The 19,257-nt window shown below is 52.6% G+C and carries 16 protein-coding genes; 2 read left to right on the top strand and 14 right to left on the bottom strand.

Annotated features, from left to right (window positions below; translation table 11 throughout):
- Window positions 1–4 precede the first annotated feature (4 nt).
- The 8 genes from HC231_RS04190 to HC231_RS04155 all read right to left on the bottom strand — a co-directional run bounded on the left by HC231_RS04190 (window position 5) and on the right by HC231_RS04155 (window position 6,768).
- Window positions 5–508 carry a hypothetical protein gene (locus tag HC231_RS04190; protein WP_246494681.1) on the bottom strand — a complete coding sequence of 168 codons (504 nt, stop codon included), beginning with the start codon at window positions 506–508 and terminating at the stop codon, window positions 5–7.
- Window positions 487–1,875: a Fe-only nitrogenase subunit beta gene (gene anfK, locus HC231_RS04185; RefSeq protein ID WP_208229862.1), complete on the bottom strand. Its 1,389-nt coding sequence runs from the start codon at window positions 1,873–1,875 to the stop codon at window positions 487–489. The genes HC231_RS04190 and anfK overlap by 22 nt, the downstream gene beginning before the upstream one ends.
- A 12-nt stretch (window positions 1,876–1,887) precedes the next feature.
- Entirely contained in the window at window positions 1,888–2,238 is a 351-nt protein-coding gene (anfG, locus tag HC231_RS04180) for a Fe-only nitrogenase subunit delta (protein WP_208229861.1), read from the bottom strand.
- A gap of 11 nt (window positions 2,239–2,249) precedes the next feature.
- Complete coding sequence (gene anfD, locus HC231_RS04175; RefSeq protein ID WP_208229860.1) at window positions 2,250–3,818, bottom strand: nitrogenase iron-iron protein, alpha chain; 1,569 nt, start codon at window positions 3,816–3,818, stop codon at window positions 2,250–2,252.
- A 196-nt stretch (window positions 3,819–4,014) separates the two neighbouring features.
- Window positions 4,015–4,842 carry a nitrogenase iron protein gene (gene nifH, locus HC231_RS04170; protein ID WP_208229859.1) on the bottom strand — a complete coding sequence of 276 codons (828 nt, stop codon included), beginning with the start codon at window positions 4,840–4,842 and terminating at the stop codon, window positions 4,015–4,017.
- Window positions 4,843–5,257: 415 nt separating this feature from the next.
- Window positions 5,258–5,587, bottom strand: a complete 330-nt coding sequence (locus HC231_RS04165) for a helix-turn-helix domain-containing protein (protein ID WP_208229858.1) — start codon at window positions 5,585–5,587, stop codon at window positions 5,258–5,260.
- Entirely contained in the window at window positions 5,577–5,972 is a 396-nt protein-coding gene (locus HC231_RS04160; protein ID WP_208229857.1) for a type II toxin-antitoxin system RelE/ParE family toxin, read from the bottom strand. Before HC231_RS04160 ends, HC231_RS04165 begins: the two co-directional genes overlap by 11 nt.
- Before the next feature lie 103 nt (window positions 5,973–6,075).
- Window positions 6,076–6,768, bottom strand: a complete 693-nt coding sequence (locus tag HC231_RS04155; RefSeq protein WP_208229856.1) for a glutamine amidotransferase — start codon at window positions 6,766–6,768, stop codon at window positions 6,076–6,078.
- A gap of 521 nt (window positions 6,769–7,289) precedes the next feature.
- On the opposite strand from HC231_RS04155, the gene HC231_RS04150 reads away from it, so the two are divergent.
- Window positions 7,290–8,846, top strand: a complete 1,557-nt coding sequence (locus HC231_RS04150) for a methyl-accepting chemotaxis protein (RefSeq protein WP_208229855.1) — start codon at window positions 7,290–7,292, stop codon at window positions 8,844–8,846.
- Window positions 8,847–9,193: 347 nt separating this feature from the next.
- Window positions 9,194–10,741: a BglG family transcription antiterminator gene (locus tag HC231_RS04145; RefSeq protein ID WP_208229854.1), complete on the top strand. Its 1,548-nt coding sequence runs from the start codon at window positions 9,194–9,196 to the stop codon at window positions 10,739–10,741.
- 147 nt (window positions 10,742–10,888) lie between these two features.
- On the opposite strand, the gene HC231_RS04140 is transcribed toward HC231_RS04145, so the two are convergent.
- The 6 genes from HC231_RS04140 to HC231_RS04115 all read right to left on the bottom strand — a co-directional run bounded on the left by HC231_RS04140 (window position 10,889) and on the right by HC231_RS04115 (window position 19,188).
- A complete protein-coding gene (locus tag HC231_RS04140) occupies window positions 10,889–12,238 on the bottom strand; it encodes a class-II fumarase/aspartase family protein (protein WP_208229853.1) in 1,350 nt (449 codons plus the stop codon).
- A gap of 11 nt (window positions 12,239–12,249) precedes the next feature.
- Window positions 12,250–13,815, bottom strand: a complete 1,566-nt coding sequence (locus tag HC231_RS04135) for a PTS transporter subunit EIIC (RefSeq protein ID WP_208229852.1) — start codon at window positions 13,813–13,815, stop codon at window positions 12,250–12,252.
- Window positions 13,816–14,096: 281 nt separating this feature from the next.
- Window positions 14,097–15,275 (bottom strand): aminotransferase class I/II-fold pyridoxal phosphate-dependent enzyme, encoded by a 1,179-nt coding sequence (locus HC231_RS04130; RefSeq protein WP_208229851.1) that lies wholly within the window; start codon window positions 15,273–15,275, stop codon window positions 14,097–14,099.
- Entirely contained in the window at window positions 15,262–15,975 is a 714-nt protein-coding gene (locus HC231_RS04125) for a FadR/GntR family transcriptional regulator (RefSeq protein WP_208229850.1), read from the bottom strand. The genes HC231_RS04130 and HC231_RS04125 overlap by 14 nt, the downstream gene beginning before the upstream one ends.
- Before the next feature lie 89 nt (window positions 15,976–16,064).
- The gene (locus HC231_RS04120) at window positions 16,065–17,522 is read right to left on the bottom strand and encodes an aminoacyl-histidine dipeptidase (protein WP_208229849.1); all 1,458 of its coding nucleotides are present in this window, start codon (window positions 17,520–17,522) and stop codon (window positions 16,065–16,067) included.
- Between the two features lie 55 nt (window positions 17,523–17,577).
- Window positions 17,578–19,188, bottom strand: coding sequence for an ABC transporter substrate-binding protein (locus tag HC231_RS04115; protein ID WP_208229848.1), 1,611 nt, complete (start codon window positions 19,186–19,188; stop codon window positions 17,578–17,580).
- Between the last annotated feature and the right edge of the window lie 69 nt (window positions 19,189–19,257).

The raw sequence follows: 19,257 nt of genomic DNA, 5'->3' as shown, positions 1-19,257 counted from the left end.
TGCCCTATTCCACCGCCTTTAGCTGCATCGCAAGCGCGTTGCAGATGGCTAAAATCGCCTCTTTATCCGCGTCATCCGGCGTGCCGTGGTGATAGTTGTCTACGGAACAGATACCGAAAATATTGTCCAGATAGCGAATGCCGTCGCAGAGCGCCGGGGACAGCGGCTGCGGCATCGCCTCATTCACCGAGGCAAGCAGGCTGCTGTAATTGTGATTGAACGGCATCTCGCCATAGCGCGCGCACAGGGCGATCAGATAGTTCTCTACGGCGATTGCGGCCACGTTAAACACCAGACTGGGCGACTGCTGCTGCCCGGCAAACAGCTCGGCCCGCCGGTGATAACACTGCGCATCCTGATAGCAGCGCGCGAATCGTTTCTCATCCGTTTCAAAAATATATTTTGGCATAGCGGCACCCCGTTCAAACCAAGAGGAAAACGATCTTCCCCGACGCTGGCGGCGGGGAAGATGAGAGCGTTCCGCCGTCACCAGACGTTCAGAATCCATTCTTTGTTTTTCTTGTATTCCATATCGGTGAACAGCGCATTCGCCATCTGCTCCGCCAGCCAAATGGCGCCGGCATAGCCCACCACCGGATGCCGGTACAATCCGGCCCGGTCATAGGTCGGGAAGCCCACCCTCACCATCGGGATCTGATTATCAATGGCGGTGAAGCGACCTTTGGAATGGCCCAGGATCAGATCCAGCTCAAGCGATTGCTGAGTAATGCGCTTTTCCAGTTCCCACAGATCGGCGTTGGTAATGATCTCCATGCCGTAATCGACCTTTTCCTGAAGCGCCTGAACGCGCGGATCGCTTTCATAACCGGCGTTATCGTCCCCCAGCAGCAGCAGTACCGGCTTCATTTCCAGATCGAGGCAAAACTCGGCCAGACCAATCACCAGATCGGGGTTGCCGTAAATCGCCACCCGTTTATCGGCGAGGAACATATGCACCAGATCGGTTAAGGCATCAATGGCGATGCCGCGTTCGCGCACCAGCGAGGGCGGAATGGGTTTTCCCGTCATCTGCTTGAGATTTTGCAGAAAAGTATCGGTATTACGGATCCCGATGGGAGAAGGCCCGATAATGGTCGGTATGCCGAATTTCTCTTCCAGATAGCGGGCCGCCTTGCCCCCTTCATAGCGGTTCAGCGCGATGGTGCCAAGCGCATTCGCGGTGCCGGTTAAATCCTCAATGGTGGTGTTGCCGTGCGAAACCGTATTGCCGGAAGGCATCAGCGGAGAGTCAAAATCCTCGATCTCAAACAGCACGGTGGCTTCTATCTGCATTTCCGCCAGTAAGTGCTTAATCGCGGTGACGTCGCCAGGATTGGCCCAGCCGGTGATCACATTCAGCTTGCCGTTCGGCGCGCTTTTTTCGGCAAAGTATTTAACAAAATCCCTCACCGCCACATCGTAGCCGCTGACCATGCTGCCGACAAAGCTGGGCGAATGGATCGGAATGAGATGGACTTCGCGATCGGGAAACTTCTCCTTCAACAATCCTTCGTTCAACTTGATGACCACGCCATCCACATCATCGCCGATAACCTCGGTTGAGCAGGTGGTGATGATGGGGATCACCTTCACATGGGGATAGCGCATCAGCAGGACATCAACCGCCTGCTCGACTCTGTCCAGCGCGCCGAAAACCGCACCGTCCTCATGCACGGACGACGAGGCGATTTCAAAGCTTTCCTTCAAATGCTGAGAAATAAGCAGACGCACAAACATCACGCACCCCTGCCCGCCGTGCACGATGCCGATACAATCCTTGATGCCGATACTGGCGTACTGCACCCCGGCAGGCTGACAGGTAAAGATCGGGTTAATCACGCCGACGCGATCTTTGGTTTTCAATTCACAAGACATTTCAGCCACCTTCTAATAGCGTTGATCGGTAAGTTCCGCATTAAGCGATCCCTCGATCGTCAAATAGTCCATCCGCTCATGCAGCGCCTTCATCAGCGCACGGATCGCGTCTTTATCCATTTCGAGCAGCCAGGGAAAACGCGCTTTATAGGCATCGGCCAATACCACCGCGTCCACCCAATAGCAGCGATCGGCCGGCGTGCTCAGATCGACCGGTTCGTCGCACAGCAGCAGCTGCGTTTTCAGCAGAATGCCGGCGTTTTGCTTTTCCCGGTCCCAGGTCCGTGAATGAAACTGCCAGAGGCAGTTTTTCATGATGTAGTCCACCATCGCGTCAATCTTCGACTCATCCGAATTAGCCATAACGCCCCCCTTTACTCTTCAGCCGCAACGGCGGATTGCGCGGCGAACACCGGATATTCGCGGTCGCGCAGCTTGGAAACGCTGTCAAAACCGCCGCTGTATTCGCGCAGATCCGGCGCATTGCGGATCTCGTCGCTCAGCGCGGGATCGGAAAGCATCTTGGCGGTGACGAAACCCTGCTCGGTCGGGATTTCATCCTGACTGATATCAAGTTTGGCCAGTTGATGGATCGGCGAATAAATGGCGTTATAGATATCGCGGGCAAAACGCACCCAGCCTTCAAAACCTTTATACGGACCGTTGTGATAGGCATGGGCGTTGAGATAGGGCACGCGGATTTTCTTCGCCACTTCGCCCGGCCGTTTACCGGTAAAAATCACGTCCGGCTTCAGCTTGTACATCGCCTCAAGCGACTCCAGCTCATTGGGATCGTCAATGGCCAGCGCCCCGGCTTCACAGCGGGCGATGCCTTTTTCCATATCCCCCTGATGACCGAACTTGGTGTATACCGACACCACTTCGACGCCCATCTCTGCGTGGATAACGTGCGCCCAGTGCCAGAGCTTCGAGCCGCCGGGCCACAGGCAGACTTTCTTGCCTTTCAGCCGCGCTTTATACCAATCCAGCTCCGGCTTCCAGCGTGCCGTTTCTTCATCAATAATCGCCTGAGCCCGATCTTCGATGCCGAAAAACAGGCCGACCTTTTTCAATGAATCGGAAAGCGGGCCGAAACCGAATCCGTCGATATCCAGCCGGGGAATGCCGTAGCGAACCCGCAGCTCATTACAGATATATTCAGCCGAGCGGGCGCACTCCAGCACGTTCAAATGCGCACGGTGCATGGCGCGCAGATCGTCATAAGAGCCGTTGCCGGTAAAGGTGGAAAGCACCTGAATGCCCATGCGCTTGAAATAGTCGACCATCACTTCCTGATCGCCCTGAATATTGTATTCGCCGACGTAGTTGATTACGTGGTCGCTGGTTATCTTCGGCTCTACCGTGCCGACCTTCTGATTAATCCAAGCGATATTGATTTTATGGTGCCCGCCGGACTGGCTGGGACCGGCGAATCCCGGCGAGTTACAGACGAAAATATCCACATCGGGCCGCTCATCCATCACGTCCTGAGCGACCGCGGCGATATCGTCGCCGATCAGCGCCGAGGCGCAGGTCTGGTAAATGGTCATCCGCTTAATCGTCGGGTGGGCGTCAAACGCTTCGATAATATTTTTCTTCAGCACCCCTTCCGCGCCGAATACGATATGTTTTTCTTTCATATCGGTGGCGAAGGTATATTTAAGCTGAAAATTATCGTTATCGCTGATATAGCGTTTGGTCTGCCAGGTATCATAAGTACACCCGACCGGACCGTGGCTGATGTGAATAACATCTTTCATCGGCGTGCCGATAACATGTTTCGCGCCACAGTAGGCACAGCCGCGTTCTGAAATCGTCCCCGGAATGGTATTTAAATATCCCAGCGGCAGCGCCGAGGTTAAATCCTCATCCGGACCTTTTACGACGGCGTGTTGTTTTCTTTCAGGAATACATTTACTACAGTCAAACTCATGGTAAGGCATAATACATTCCCCACGCTTAATGAATAAATATTATCAATACGGCCAGACGGTCTTTTATTCACCATAGATATACCCTAAATAATTCGAGTTGCAGGAAGGCGGCAATCGAAGGAACCCCGATGAGCTTACTCAAGTCAGTGATTCGGGTGACTGAGTGCGGCCAACGCACATGCAACTTGAAGTATGGCGGGTAGACTTAATCGGAAAGACCATACTTAACTACCATAGATTCCAACTGATCCATGGTTAACGGCCGCGGAATAACCAGATCGGTATTTTCAATAATCTTGCGGCCTAATTCGCAATACTCTTTTGCCTGATTAGCTTCGGGATCGAATTCCGTTACCGTCTTTTTATTAAATTCGGCCTTTTGCACAATATTGTCGCGCGGCACAAAATGGATCATTTTGGTACCGATGGCCGCGGTAAATTCCTCAAGAAATTCTTTTTCGCCATCCACATTACGGCTATTACAAATAATACCGCCGAGGCGCACACCGCTCTGTCTGGCATATTTAACCAGCCCTTTACAGATATTATTCGCCGCGTAGATCGCCATCATTTCGCCGGAGGCGACGATATACACCTCCTGGGCCTTACCGTCGCGGATAGGCATGGCGAACCCGCCGCACACCACGTCCCCCAGGACGTCAAAGAAAATAAAATCCAGGTCTTCCGTATAGGCTTTATTATTTTCCATCAGGTCGATGGCGGTAATCACGCCGCGTCCCGCACAGCCGACGCCCGGCTCCGGACCGCCGGATTCCACGCAGCGAATATCAAACACGCCTTTTTTAACCACCATTTCATTGGTAATTTTCTCGGCGCCCTGATCGCGTAATACATCCATCAGCGTTTCCTGAGGCTTACCGCCCAATATTAAACGCGTGGAGTCCGCCTTTGGATCGCAGCCATGAATAAAAATCTTCTTGCTATGGAAATACGCCAACGCCGCCGCGGTATTTTGTGTGGTTGTTGATTTACCAATTCCACCTTTACCGTAAATCGCTAATTTACGCGTCATCACACACCTCTACTCAATGAGTGTTAAACAGCAAAGTCTGCTATGCCCTAGTTCATTACCAACAGAGCAAGGGGTGTGCCAACGCCGGGAAATATAAATAAGAAAAAGGAATACGAAGAGACGCGCAGCCCAATAAGGCCGATGATTCATCGCCTTATGAGGCGTTATTTATTTTTGCGTCATGAGCCAAAAGGAAGGTGAAAGCTGGGTTATCTCTGGGTGGTTAATATAATTTCGTTCATTAACGTACATTTTTATTCAGGATCGTTCCTGGATGTGAAAAATGACGCGGGCGGAAAAACGCCTGCTTGCCCGGATACGTTTTTACGTCATCGGATAAACAGACGTTAAAAATCGGGCGGCGCGTGAGGCCGGCAAAAAGTCCCATAAAAGAGATGTTGCGTTGATTCGGCTGTTATAACACAAAAACTTCCGGGCCTTTGGCGTCAATGGTATTGAGGATGCGCAATGCCGGGCCGCTGGGCTGAATTTCTCCCCGCTCCCACTTTGATACGCTTTCAACCGACATCCCCAGCGTGTAAGCCAGCGTTGACTGCGACATGCCGTAACGTTCACGCATCGATTTAATCTGCGTTCCCGTCATTATATGAACCTTGGCTATGCGTTCACGCAGTTCCCGCGATTTGACCCGAGCATTAATCCTGGACATGGTTTCGTCCGGCATCGCACCGTGCTCATGCAGTTCCTGCGCCAATGCCTGTAGTTCTTTCAGGTTAGCAGCCATCGCAATTTACCTCTCTTAATTGCTTTACTTTCTTCAGTCTGGTGATCATTGCAGCATCATACTGTAGAAAAACCTCTGCGAAGTCCTTGTAGGTTTTGAGCACGTCTTCCTCGATTTCTTTTGCGCCTTTCCTAGTGATTTGGTTTTTTCTCCAGCCATCGAAAAAAAATACATTACTTCCTTTTTTGAAGAAGATGATGGATCTCGCGCCACCACTTTTACCACTCTGTAGAGCCAGACGCTTTTTTAATACGCCTCCGCCTAAATCCGCCTCGAAATCACCGTTCATCACGTCTGCCGCAGCCTGACATAGATCAACGTCAGTCACATCTTCTTTCTTCATTTTTCGGTCAAATAGCTTCGTTGTATATATAGCCAAATCCATTAGCTCCAGTCTATCCCTGTGATGCGAAATATAGTAATGATTACGGCATTTTTTTCAAGCGCCATTCAATGGCTATGGTAAGACGGAGTATTTCGTAACGCATTTACAGCCGCGCCAGCCAACCGCCGAATACCTGACGCGCCGCCTCCGCGAGTATTCCGCGGCACTCGGCGGCCTGGGCGCGTAAAACACGCGGATCGATGCCGGCCTGCCCCAGTTCGCAAGCGTGTCCGACCAGCCAGTGTTCAAGATTTCCGGGCGTCACCTCCAGATGGAACTGCAACCCCAGCGCATAATCACCAAGCGCGAAAGCCTGGTGGGGACAAACCGGCGTTTCCGCCAGCAAGCGCGCGCCGTCCGGTATCTCGAAACGGTCGCCGTGCCAGTGCAAAACGGGCGCCCCGGCGAGCGGCGACAGCACCGAGCATTCGCCCGCCGGGGTTAAGCTCAATGGACTAAAGCCAATCTCTTTCACCCCCATCGGCCCGACATGCCTGCCTAATGCCCGCGCCATCAACTGAGCGCCCAAACAGATCCCCAGAATGGGCCTTTTGCTCTCCAGACGTCGGCGAATCAGCGTTAACTCCGCGTTTAGAAAAGGGTAGGTCTCATGGTCAAAAGCCCCAATCGGCCCGCCCAGAACCACCAGCAAATCGCAGTCATCCAGATTTACCGATGACAAATCATCGACCGCCGGATCGAGATAACGAAACGTATAGCCATAATCGGGTAATAGCGATTCAAGAATGCCCAAATCTTCAAAATGAACATGACGTAAAGCCAGCGCTGTTTTCATCAGTCAATCTCCCAAGAAAGAACGGACCGGTCGCCGCAATCGGCCATCAGTTGATTCGACCGACTATCGTGGTTTGGCGATATGTATATTGCCAGAACCGACGACGCCTTTTATAAAACGAATTTTCTATCGCTGAAGGCCAATGAAAAGCGCGGCCCCACTGTTTTTCCCAGTCAAAAAATCCAAACTGTAAAATATCTATCATCTTGCCCTAATGGTTATCGTTTTTAGGCCGATTTTTAGTTAGGCGGAGTGTAAAAGATGAAATTAAAGCTTAACGCCTGTCCCCCGCATCCTAACGGACAGACGATAAACCCGGTTATCCGGGTAGTCTGCATTGCCCTATCTAACTAATTTTATTATGGCTTTACCTGCATCGGTTATGCTCGCGCCGCACTAACCCCGTATTTTCTGTGATGTTCCGTTTGAGTAATGGTCTCGAAGGAAACCTGAGTTTTAACAAGACCGCAAGGTTTACAGCTTTTGCCTCTTTATGTTGTACACACAAGGAAAAGGAAACAATGGGACTGAAAAATATCTCTATTCGCGCTGGATTGTTGACATTATTACTCTTAACCACCCTATTACTGCTTATTGTTAGCGGTATGGGCATTCTGGCAATTAAAAAAGATAAAGAGGCGCTTCTGTCGCTGAATAAAATTCAGGGAACAGAACTGAGCAGCCTGATGAGCGGCTATAACCTGACGCTGAGAGCCAGGGCATCGGCTGCGCTGGCCGTCCGAAAAATTGAAAGCGGGCTGCTTGACGACGGGGCGAAAGAAACAAGCTCGGTGGAAAATAACCTGCTTCAATCCCAGAAAGAGATCGATCTGGTGATGGCGTCTGTCGAGCCGGATACCCAAAGACACGCGCTGGCGCAGGAAGTACAGAAAACCTATCAGATCTATCTTGAGCAGGGCATGAAGCCGATGCTCAGTTCACTGCAAAAACAGTATACCGACGAGTATTACGACGTCCTGGAAAAACAGCTTGGACCGCTAAGCGACGCCTTTGATAAATCCATCCGGGATTTTCGCCTCTACGCCCAGCAACTCTCTGAACAGCGGCTGGCGTTATCCGAGCGCAATGAACGGCTAATGCTGCTGCTCATCGCTATTTCCTGCCTGCTATCGGTCACGCTGGTCGGCCTTGCCTGGCTTGCGTTGCGACACATGCTGTTAAAACCGCTGGATCATGCGATTGAACAACTGGAGCGCGTGGCGACGGGCGATCTGACCTGCCGTGTGATGCTGGGGGGAAATAACGAACTGGGACGATTGAACGATGCGATCGGCCGCATGCAGGGAGCGCTGCTGGATGCCGTCAGACAGGTGCGTGACGCCAGTACCCAGATCGATCGCGGCAGCCGCGAACTTTTTGAAGAAAATAGCCGTCTTTCCCAGCGAACCGAAGAGTCCGCCGCCTCGCTGGAGCAAACGGCGGCCAGTATGGAGCAGCTGAGCGCAACGGTGAAAAATAATGCCGAACATGCGGAACAGGCGCATCAACTGGCCAATAACGTGGCCGACATCAGCGGCCTGAGCAGCGAATCGGTCTGTTATGTCATTGAGAAAATGCAGGAGATTGACGCCAGCGCCAAACGGATTAACGACATTCTCGGCGTGATTGACGGCATCGCCTTCCAGACCAACATTCTGGCGCTGAACGCCTCGGTAGAAGCCGCCCGCGCGGGCGAACAAGGGCGGGGATTCGCCGTCGTCGCCGGAGAGGTTCGCAATCTGGCGCAGCACAGCGGGCAAGCGGCCAAAGAGATCCGCACCCTGATCACCGATTCGAAAACGCGCATTTCCGAAGGGCTGGAACTGGCTTCACAGGCCGGCGAAACCATGGACGAAATGGATGGCGCGATCATGCGCATCACCCAACTGATGAAAAATATCTCCAACGCCACGCAGGAGCAGTACCGAGGCATCGAGCAGGTCAATATCGCCTTCACGCAAATCGATAAGGCGGCGCAGCAAAACACCCAGTTGGTAAAATCGTTCTCCGTCACCACCCAATCGCTGGAAGAACAGTCACAGCAGTTGATCCGTTCAATGTCGTTGTTTCAAGTGTAGCGGTGCGACGGCATCCGGGCCGCCCGCCCGGATGCCTGAAAGAGTAATCCACACGGTTTCAAACGCATGAAATAGCAGGCGGTCGCCATAACAATTACCAACAAGTTTGAAAGGGTTGATTATTATATTCCGGCGCGGGAAATCTGAAAAAAACGCCGCCAATAAACGCTATTCCACGTAAGAAAATAACTCAAATTTCCATTATCCGGCCTGCATCATGTTTTTATTCCTGGAATATAGGGCAAAATAGCGTTGGCGAATTATCCTTAAGTATCAGGCCGCATTAGCGGCGGCCGCCAATAACGTCCGCTGGTATAGGCTCTTAATCTCCCCCCATGAGTACATGAATGAACAGTTTTGATCTCACCTTTCTGAAATATGTGCAGGAACACAGCCCGCTGGCGATTGAAGAAGCCATAACGAAGTTTGCCAAGACGCTATCCACGCTGAAACGGACTATGAAAGAGATCAACGAACAGCTCCGGCCTGATTATCACCTGCATATTGATAATCAGTTTATTACCACCGCCATGAGTTATCGGGAATATATTGATTTTCTCGAACATATTCAGTTCAACCGTTATATCACTACGGCGGAGGAGCGTATCAGAGATCTCAGTGTGGCGCTGTGCCTACAGGATGTGGTGAATAAAGGCGAATATTACCGGAAATTCCACGTTAGCCCGACTACGCTGAAAAATGATAATCAGGCGCTGCTCGGCTTTTTATACGCCAACCATCTAACCATCGCCAGTATTCCCAGGCAGGGCTCGCGGCTGGATGGCGACGAAATTTTACTGCGTATCGCGATCTGTTTAATTATTCTAAAAACCGTAGAAGTTGACGAAGACCATCGTCTGGTTCCCCACAAAGCGAATGAGCCGATCAATAAATCCATTGCGGCGCAGTTTTTAACGCAGTGCGCAGATGAAATAGAAACCGTCGCCGGCCTTTACCGGCAAAGGTTGGAGCCGGTGGCGCAACTGGGCTATAACAGCAAAAAATATTTTCTGGTTTATATGAGCATCGCCCTGCACCGTATCCGGCGAGGGCATGTGATACCGCACGGCCGGCGGCTTGAATTTATCCAGTCGCTGGACTTTTCACTGCTGGAACAGCACGATGAAAACCAGTTTCTGAATTTGCTTATTTCATCACTGACCTTTACCCGGCGGCCGTTCAATGTGTACGATCCCACGCTGATCCGGCATGTCCGACAATTATGCCGCGCAATATCCCCGTTATTACGGGCGCAAATTCACAATATCCATCCCTTCTTCGCCGAACTGTACCAGTTTATTTATTCGGCTATCGTCCAGAATAAATTCAACCTCTATTTTGATGATAAAAAACTGCACGATGTCCAGACTCGTTATGCCTCGTTATATAACGGCATCTGTCAGGCTACCGCGCCGATTGAACAGCATTACCAAACCATATTTTCGCCCATCCATCTGGCGACGCTGGTTTTGATTTTGAAAAAATATGAACTGCAAAACCGCCTCTACAGCGAGCCGAAAAAACGCGTCATCATCGTGACCAATTCATCTGAAAGCAAAGTGGGATATTTCAAAGAGGTGTTAAAATCCCATTTCCATATCGATATTATCGACTGCGTCAACATCAATGAATTGCAGCGTCTGGATCGGTTACCCTGCGATTTATTGATTACCTTCACCAATAAAATATCCAATTATTTGAAATACTATCGGTTGGATTATATCAAAGTGAATTTCTACCTTACCCGGGATGATATCGCCCTATTAAGCCAACGCGGCCTGTCGCGGGCTAAAAAGAAGATTCCGCTTGAGGCATTTTTGCAAGAAACCGCAGAGATGGATCAACAACAGCGCCGCCGCTGGCTGGAACAGCGCTACCCCGATTTTTTTATCTGACGACTCTCTCGCGGCCCCAAAGGGAAACGGCGTCATGCGAATCGTTAAAGAACACCACGCCAGGGGAAGCCCGGCGCGAAACGTCTTCCCTGCGCTGGGCTTCCCCCTTTTTAATCACCGCCGGAAAGCGTTAACCGGCCCGGAAAATCACGATAGGCGCTGAAACACCTGTTCGGCCATCTCTTCCGCCAGCCGCGCGCATAATCCGGTATAAGCCGCGGGGTCCAGCAGTTCGGCGATCTCCTGGGCGCTGAAATTCGCCGCGATAACCGGGTCATTGGCCAGCACCTCGCGGTATTCAATATTTTCATGGGTACTGCGCATCGCCATGTGATAGACCAGCTCATGCGCCGGATCCTTGCCCAGCTTGTCTACCAGCTTCATCATGATTTTTTCACTGTTGATCAGCCCGTGAGTCAGCATCACGTTCTGCCGCATCCGCGCCTTGTTGATCACCAACGTGCGGGTCAACTCTTCGGCGCGCAGGATGATTTCGGCCATCAGCTCCATGCTCTCCTGCAGGTTGGCATCAAAGATAAAGTAGGCCGAGCTATCCGCTTCAAACGGGCGCGGACAGACATACAGCGACGAGGTCAGCACGGCATACAGTTTCTGCGCATTGGCGATAATCCCCTTCGCCAGCTTGGGATTGACCTTCTGCGGCATCGTGCTGCTGCCGACCGTTCCTTTGGCGAAGGCTTCGGAAACCTCGCCGAACTCTTCGCTGGAGGTCTGATAAACCTCTTCGGCAATTTTATGCAGCGTGGTGGCCAACAGGCACAGATTCGAAATATATTCGGCCCGGTACACTCTGGCATTACGGGAAGGGATAGGCATAGAGTGCATGCCCAACGCCTGCGCCACCAGATCCTGCACCCTGCGCCCCGGCTCGCCGGTGGCATGGAAAGCGCCGACCGCGCCGCCCATCATCACGGTGAAGACCCGTTTTTCCGCTTCCTGCATGCGCTCGACCGCGCCCAACAGTTCATAAATCCACACCGAAACCTTATAGCCATAGGTGATGGGCAACGCATGTTTACCGTGCGTGCGGCCCGCCATCAGCGTGTCTTTATGCTCCGTTGCCAGCCGGGCAAGGTTGAGCAACACGCCGTCGACAAACTGCATCAGCTTTTGATGGAACTGCTTGGCAAGATACAGATGCGCCGTTTGCTGGATATTCTGTGTCGTCACGCCATAGTGCACATACTTGCCGCTTTCCGCGTCGCAGGCATTGACCAGCACTTTGATCACCGGAACAAAACCGTGGCCGATCTGCTGCAATAGACGATCGATCTCCGCCAAATCAATACGTTCCAGCTTACAGTTGGCCGCAATATTCTGCGCCGCCGCCTGCGGGATTATCCCCGCCTTTGCCTGCGCCAGCGCCAGTTCGGCTTCTATATCGAGCCATGACTGCACCCTCGCCTCATGAGTGAACAGATCTTTCATCCCTTTATGATCGATGGTTTTGCTTTTTGAATCGTACAGTGCGCGCATGTCTGTCCCTCTTAATCTGGCCTGGTTCCGGCTAAAACATCATCCACCGCGTTACGGACAAACTCCACATGCGGCCCGAATACAACATGAACATGGTTGCTGGACGGAATAAATGTTCCCATGGAGCCGGCATCTTTAAGCAACGCCATCTGCAGCAGTTTCTGATTGTGCAGATCGACGCGGAGACGGGAAACACAGTTTTCCACCCGTTTGATATTGCTTTTGCCCCCCAGCCCTTCAATCACCAGTTGAGCCACTTTGTCATATTCTTTGTTATTTAACAGGGTGCTGTCCGCTATCTCTTTTTCACGCCCTGGCGTTTTTATATCGAATTTGCCGATTGCCCAACGGAAGAAGAAATAGAAGACCACAAAGTTAATACTGCCGAGTAAAATCAAATTGACCCAGTGCGTATTTTCATACATCAGACCAAAAATGCCGAAATCAAAAATCGTTCCTCGGATATAACCAATGGAGACTTCTAATATTTGCAGCGGTATGGTTAATAAACCGCACAGCACCGAATAGACAATAAACAGTTTTGGCGCGATAAACAGAAAGGAGAACTCAAGCGGCTCGGTAATATTGCCGAGGAACGCGGTAAGCACCACGGTCAGAATCATGCCTTTGGCGAATTTCTTATTCTTGAAATACGCCATGTGATACATCGCCAGCCCGATAGCCGGTACGCGGAATAAGGTAGTCAGCATTTGCGACGAAGCCAGATAACTCGACAGCGTCGGCATAAATTCATTCCAGGCGGGATGATTCGGCCCCAACTCAAACAGAATTTTATTCATCGCCGGCAAAATGCCGATATACGTTTGGCCGTCGATTAAATAGGTGCCGCCCGCCTCGGTAAAGCGCACCGTGGAACTTAGAACATGATGCAAACCAAAAGGAATCAACAGCCGGTTCAGCGTCATGTAGATCCCCGCGCCGATATGGGGCGCCATCATTATGGTCGAAATACTCTTCATTCCCGCGGTAAACACATCCCAGATAAAGGGAATCAGCAATCCGACGGGAATGGTGAAGGCTATCGATAAAATCGCGACGGATTTTTTACCGCTGAAAAACGCAAAGGCCAGCGGCAGTTGGAGGCGGTAATAACGGTCGGTCACTTTAGCCGCCAGTAAACCGGCGATAATACCGCCCAGCGCCTCGATTTTCAGCGTCTGAATCCCCAGCACCATGCCCTGCCCGACAAAGGCCATATCCTCGCCGGCCAATTGTCCCATCAGCTTTAAATGAACATGCATGGAGATGAGCAATGTCAGATAGGAAATCACGGATGAAAAAACGGCGATGCCTTTTTCTTTTTTTGACATGCCATAGGCAACGCCCATAGCGAACAATAGCGGAATATTTTGAAATACGACGCTGGTAATTAAACCAACGGATGAAAGAATTGCCTTAAAGTAAACATTTCCTAAGAAGGGCAGCTTATCGATCATATAAGCCTGTCCCAACGCGCTGCAAATACCCATCAACATGCCAACGGGGGCTAATACCGCAATGGGTAATAATAGTGAGCGTCCAAATGTTTGTATTTCGTTTTTAAAATTGGCGTTCATAATAAGATCCCTGGTGTGGATTTACAGGTCTATAGAACACTAACGGCAATCCCGCCATCAAGGTCAAATAACGGCCTATTTAAAGCTCATCATTTGCCCCTGAAAAATAACGACATTACTCACAATTCTAAAAATTATTTTTATGTATTCGGCTACATCGCTGTTACCGCGCGCCTCCATAAATCGCTTTGCCGAATATTTCTGCAGCAAAAGGCGGCAGGATGGCGGGGATCCCGGCGCGAATTCACCGGGATCCCCGTTATTTTGGTATGACTAGCCGATTACAGCGCCCCGGCAATCGCCTGCTGTAAGTCGCGCCACAGATCGTCGGTATCTTCCAGGCCGATGGAAATGCGGATCAAACGCGGCGAAATACCAAAATCAATGGCCGAGTTGAATTCGCCGGCCTGATTCAGCACCGAGATCGCCGGCATCACCAGACTTTCAAATCCGCCCCAGCTCACCCCCATGCTGAACAGTTGGAGTTGATTACAGAAACGCGGGATATCCACCGCTTCATCCAGCTCAAACGAAAATAAGCCGCTATAGCCGGTCAGCGAAGAGATGTCCGACGGCGCCAGCCCCGGATGATTGACCTTCAGCACCTGAGGATGCGCGGATAGCCGGCGGGCAAGCGCCAGCGCGCTTTCACAGTGCTGGCGCATGCGGAACGGCAGCGTTCTTAAGCCGCGCAGCAACAGCCAGGCTTCATTGGCCGACAGCTTGCCGCCAAGAAAAGGCGAAATCGTGCGCGTGATGGCCGAGATATGCCGCTGGCTGCCGACCGCCACCCCGGCGACCACATCGCTGTGGCCGCTGATATATTTCGATGCGGAATGCACCACAATATCAATCCCCGCCGCCAGCGGTTTCTGATACATCGGCGAGGCCCAGCTGTTATCAATCACGGTGGTCACGCCTTTCGCCCTTGCCAGCTTGGCGATCGAGGCCAGGTTCTGTTCGGTCATCACCCAGCTGCTCGGGCTTTCCAGATACAGCAGGCGCGCGCCGTTCAGCGCTTCGTCGATCTCTTCCAGCGATTCGCCATCGACAAACACGGTTTCGACGGAAAAGTCGTGGCAAAATCCGCGCATAAAACGATAGGCATCGGGATAGATGTGTTTAACACAGACGATTTTATCGCCCGGACGCACCACGCTCAGTATCGTGCCGCTGATAGCGGCCATTCCGCTGCTAAAGGCGACGCAGGCTTCGCCGCCTTCCAGCGCGGCCATTTTTTCCTGAAACACCCGCACCGTCGGGTTATCCATACGGGAATAGAGCGGATGATCGCTTTCGCCGCGAAAGCGTTCAATCATGGTGTCGTAATCACTGAAGCTGAACAGTGAAGACTGGTAAATCGGCGGCGAGATCGCCCCCTTGTCATGGCGGGGTTCGTGCATCAACCGGGTTTGCAAATTTACCCTGGCGCTATCGTTCTCTGGTTTATCGTGCTGCATTATTAATTATGTCCTTTAAATCACGTTCTGTTATATCCAGGATCTGCTGGCTGATCAGGCTGGCCTGCTGCGGATCCCGATGTCTGATTGCGTCAAACAATGTACGGTGCAAAGGAAAAGAGTCGCTGAACAACGCCTGTTCGGGCGGCGACTCAAAAAAGGCGTGCAAAGTATCGTAAAGCCCCTCGATGATTTTCAGCAGCAGCGGGTTATGGGCGGCCTGGTAGATCGCCGCATGGAATAGCCAGTCTTCCGCCCCGGCGGTGCCGATACTGAGATGCACCCGTTCCATATCCTCAAGCCGCAGCCCGATCTGCGAGAGATCGTCTTCTGTGGCGCGCACCGCCGCCAGCGCACAGGCTTGGCATTCGATAATGCGGCGCACTTCAAGGGCGTGCAGCATGTTCTCGGCATCATTCTTGAAGCGCAACGACAAGAAGCTATCGTTCATGGAAACGTTGGCGCGCAAAAAGGTGCCGCTGCCCTTTTTGCGGGTAATAATGCCCAACGTTTCCCAGCGTTTTAACGCTTCCCGCACCGTATTGCGGCTAACCCCCAGCTCTTCGGCCAGCAATTGTTCCGAGGGAAGTTTCTCGCCCACGGCGGTTCCCGTTTGCGCGACATAACGCGTTAGCGCATCCAGAACCAGCGAATCGCTGCGCTGGACGACGATCGGCTCAAGCCTGACTTTCTGTTTCATCACGACACTCCTCTACGGGAACTCTCCGGTTGACATAGCGGGAAGACGACGGAGCGATGAGGTTAGCATCCATACCGTAGGGGCTTCCTTTAGCGTTGCGGAATAGCATCAAGCATTTCAGTGAGCAAAGTCCAGTAGCGTCCAACGCTGGCAATATTGACCTTCTCCTGCGGAGAGTGCGCTCCCAGCATGGTCGGGCCGATAGAAACCATATCAAGCGATGGATAATGCTGTTTGAACAAACCGCATTCCAATCCCGCATGCACCACCTTGATGCTGGGCATGCCGCCAAACAGCCGTTGCCAGCACTGTTCGGTAATGGCCTTAATCCGTGAATGCCGATCGGGCGCCCAACCGGGATAGGCGCCTTCGGTATGGAAATCCGCGCCGGCAAGCCGGGCCAGCGCGCCAAGGGTATCCACGACATCGTCTTTACCGCTGTCCAGCAATGAACGCACCAGGCAGTTGATTTCCACCTGCGACGCGGACAGTTCGACGACGCCCAGGTTGAGCGAGGTTTCCACCACGCCCTCAAACGTATCGCTCATTCTGATCACCCCGTGCGGCATGGCGCGCAGCAATGCAATCATCCGCTGCTGGGAAGGCAAATCCAGCGGCGCTTCGCCATCGTCGCACTCGGTCAGTGAAACGGTCAGATTCGGTTCCGCACACTTCAACTCGCGGACGATAACGTCACGGAATGCGTCAACGCTCTGTTTGAACGCGCTGAGTCTGGCTGTTGGAACAGACAGCCGGGCGTTCGCCTGCGCCGGAATCGCATTCCTCATTTTATTCCCCGCCAGGGCGATCAGACGAGCTTCGGATGCGTCGGCGTATTGATATAAGAAACGCGCCATCAGCTTATAGGCATTGCCTAACCCCAGCGCGATATTGCCGCCGGAGTGGCCGCCGACCAGCCCGTCAATCGACAGTTCCAGCGTGCCGTCTCCCTCTCTGCGCGGTTCGCGCCCCACCGCCAGGCGGGCGATCGCATCAACCCCGCCGGCGCAGCCCATATAGATTTCACCTTCCGTGCCGGAATCGGTGTTGATCAGGATATCGCCCTGCAACCAGCCCGCCTCAAGCCCTTTCGCCCCGATCATGCCCGTCTCTTCGGTCATGGTCAGCAACGCTTCCAGCGGACCGTGCTCCACGTCCGGCGACTCCAGAACCGCCAGTATGGAAGCCAGACCGATGCCGTTATCTGCGCCCAACGTTGTTTGTCTGGCTTTGACCCAGCCATCATCCTCATAGGGCTCTATCGGATCGCGGGTAAAGTCATGTTGTTTGCCGTGCGCTTTCTGGGGAACCATATCCAGGTGCGCCTGCAGGATCACCGGAACCCGGTTTTCCCGGCCGGGCGTCGCCGGTTTGCGAATAAAGACATTGCCTACGCTATCCCGCCTGGCCGCCAGCCCTCTCTCCTGCGCCCAGGAAACCAGATAGCGCGCCAGTTGCTCTTCATGATACGAAGGATGCGGAATGGAACAGATATCGGCAAAGCGATCCCACAGCGGTTGCGGAGACAAATGTGATAATGAGCCCATTGGGTTTCTGCCTTTTCAAAAAATGGCCGGCCGAGCGTCTCGGCCGGCACTAACGTTAATCCAGGTCGGCTTGTTCGAAGCGGTGACCGCCGACCGGGGAAATCATATAGTTTTTCACCTTGTCGCTGATGGGTTCATAAACCGTTGAATGACCGATCATAATCGCCGGAGCCTGTTGCGCCATCACATCCTGCGCCTGATGATATAAACGGACGCGTTGCGCATGATCCGGTTCGCTGCGCGCCGCCGTAATCAAAGACTCAAACGACTTGTCGCACCAGCGTGAATAGTTAGCGCCGCCGTTAATGGATGCGCAACTGAATAACGGACTGAAGAAATTATCCGGATCGCCGTTATCGCCGCCCCAACCAATCAGGATGCTCTGATGATCGCCTTCGGCGGCGCGTTTAAGATATTCGCCCCACTCATAAGTCACAATTTTGGTGGTCACGCCAATCGCCGCCCAATCCGCCTGGATCATTTCAGCCATGCGTCGCGCATTCGGGTTATAGGGACGCTGTACCGGCATCGCCCAGAGATCGGTGGAAAATCCCTGAGCATATCCGGCTTCGGCCAGCAGCGCCTTCGCCTTGACGGGATCGTAATCGCTGCCGTGCTTATCGGGGTTATAGCCCCACATTGACGGCGGGATCAGGCTGTTTGCCAGCTGTCCGGTTCCCTGATAAACCGCTTCGATGATCGCGGGTTTATTCACCGCCAGCGACAAAGCCTGACGCACCTTCAGGTTGTCGAACGGTTTCTTCTCCACGTTGAACGACAGATAGCCCGTCGTCAGTCCGGCCTGTTCCAGCAAAGTGACATGCGCGGCTTTCTTGATGTCGGGAATATCGGCGGGATTGGGTGAAACCATGACCTGGCATTCATCTTTCTGCAATTTGGCGAAGCGCACCGATGCATCCGGCGTAATGGTGAACACCAGACGGTCGATTTTGCTTTTACCCCCCCAATAATCGCCAAAGGCTTTAAACAAAATGCGCGAATCTTTCTGATACTGCGCCAGTTGAAACGGGCCGGTGCCGATAGGATCGAGATCCAGCTTTTCCGGCGTGCCGGCCTTCATCATTTTATCGGCATACTCGGCGGAGGTTATCGAAGCAAACCCCATGGCGATATCGGAAAGGAAAGGCACTTCCGGGTGAGACAGCGTAAAGACCACCCGGTAATCATCAAGTTTGGCGATGCTGGTTATCAGCTGATCCATTCCCATCCCGGTAAAATAGGGATAGTTACCGCCAGATACGCCGTGCCAGGGCGATGCGGCGTCTTTCTGGCGCATAAAGCTGAATATCACGTCATCGGCGTTAAAATCCCGGCTGGGCGTAAAGGCTTTGTTGCTTTGCCATTTCACGTTTTTGCGCAGGTAAAACGTATAGGTTTTGCCGTCCGGGCTGATCTCCCAACGCTCGGCCAATGACGGCGCCAGTTCGGTCGTACCATATTTAAAATCAATCAGCCGGTTGTAAATGGGATTGGCGCTGGCATCGTTCGTTACCCCGGTGGTGAACAACTGCGGGTTGAACCCCTCTGGCGAGGCCTCGGAACAATAGACCAGCGTTTTGGCCTGCAATGCCGGCATCATGGCTAACGACGCCAAAAAAGCGGACAACGCTACTGCGCACTTCGATTTTCTGCTACCCAATCTCATACAATCCCCTTAGTAGAAACGAATGCCGTTGGTTTAAAACGCGAGACGATGGGACGACCATAACGTGGG

The sequence above is a fragment of the Brenneria izadpanahii genome, from assembly GCF_017569925.1.
GTDB classification, from domain to species: Bacteria; Pseudomonadota; Gammaproteobacteria; order Enterobacterales; family Enterobacteriaceae; genus Brenneria; species Brenneria izadpanahii.
The sequence above is the reverse complement of the archived record's forward strand: the minus strand, read 5'-3'. Positions and strand labels throughout refer to the sequence as shown.

Bases quoted from the DNA above. Each gene is read 5' to 3' on its own strand.
- HC231_RS04145 (WP_208229854.1), top strand. From the start codon at position 9,194: ATGAACAGTTTTGATCTCACCTTTCTGAAATATGTGCAGGAACACAGC.
- HC231_RS04160 (WP_208229857.1), bottom strand. From the start codon at position 5,972: ATGGATTTGGCTATATATACAACGAAGCTATTTGACCGAAAAATGAAG.
- HC231_RS04125 (WP_208229850.1), bottom strand. From the start codon at position 15,975: ATGAAACAGAAAGTCAGGCTTGAGCCGATCGTCGTCCAGCGCAGCGAT.
- HC231_RS04150 (WP_208229855.1), top strand. From the start codon at position 7,290: ATGGGACTGAAAAATATCTCTATTCGCGCTGGATTGTTGACATTATTA.
- anfD (WP_208229860.1), bottom strand. From the start codon at position 3,818: ATGCCTTACCATGAGTTTGACTGTAGTAAATGTATTCCTGAAAGAAAA.
- anfG (WP_208229861.1), bottom strand. From the start codon at position 2,238: ATGGCTAATTCGGATGAGTCGAAGATTGACGCGATGGTGGACTACATC.
- HC231_RS04120 (WP_208229849.1), bottom strand. From the start codon at position 17,522: ATGGGCTCATTATCACATTTGTCTCCGCAACCGCTGTGGGATCGCTTT.
- anfK (WP_208229862.1), bottom strand. From the start codon at position 1,875: ATGTCTTGTGAATTGAAAACCAAAGATCGCGTCGGCGTGATTAACCCG.
- HC231_RS04190 (WP_246494681.1), bottom strand. From the start codon at position 508: ATGGATTCTGAACGTCTGGTGACGGCGGAACGCTCTCATCTTCCCCGC.
- nifH (WP_208229859.1), bottom strand. From the start codon at position 4,842: ATGACGCGTAAATTAGCGATTTACGGTAAAGGTGGAATTGGTAAATCA.
- HC231_RS04130 (WP_208229851.1), bottom strand. From the start codon at position 15,275: ATGCAGCACGATAAACCAGAGAACGATAGCGCCAGGGTAAATTTGCAA.
- HC231_RS04135 (WP_208229852.1), bottom strand. From the start codon at position 13,815: ATGAACGCCAATTTTAAAAACGAAATACAAACATTTGGACGCTCACTA.
- HC231_RS04155 (WP_208229856.1), bottom strand. From the start codon at position 6,768: ATGAAAACAGCGCTGGCTTTACGTCATGTTCATTTTGAAGATTTGGGC.
- HC231_RS04140 (WP_208229853.1), bottom strand. From the start codon at position 12,238: ATGCGCGCACTGTACGATTCAAAAAGCAAAACCATCGATCATAAAGGG.
- HC231_RS04115 (WP_208229848.1), bottom strand. From the start codon at position 19,188: ATGAGATTGGGTAGCAGAAAATCGAAGTGCGCAGTAGCGTTGTCCGCT.
- HC231_RS04165 (WP_208229858.1), bottom strand. From the start codon at position 5,587: ATGGCTGCTAACCTGAAAGAACTACAGGCATTGGCGCAGGAACTGCAT.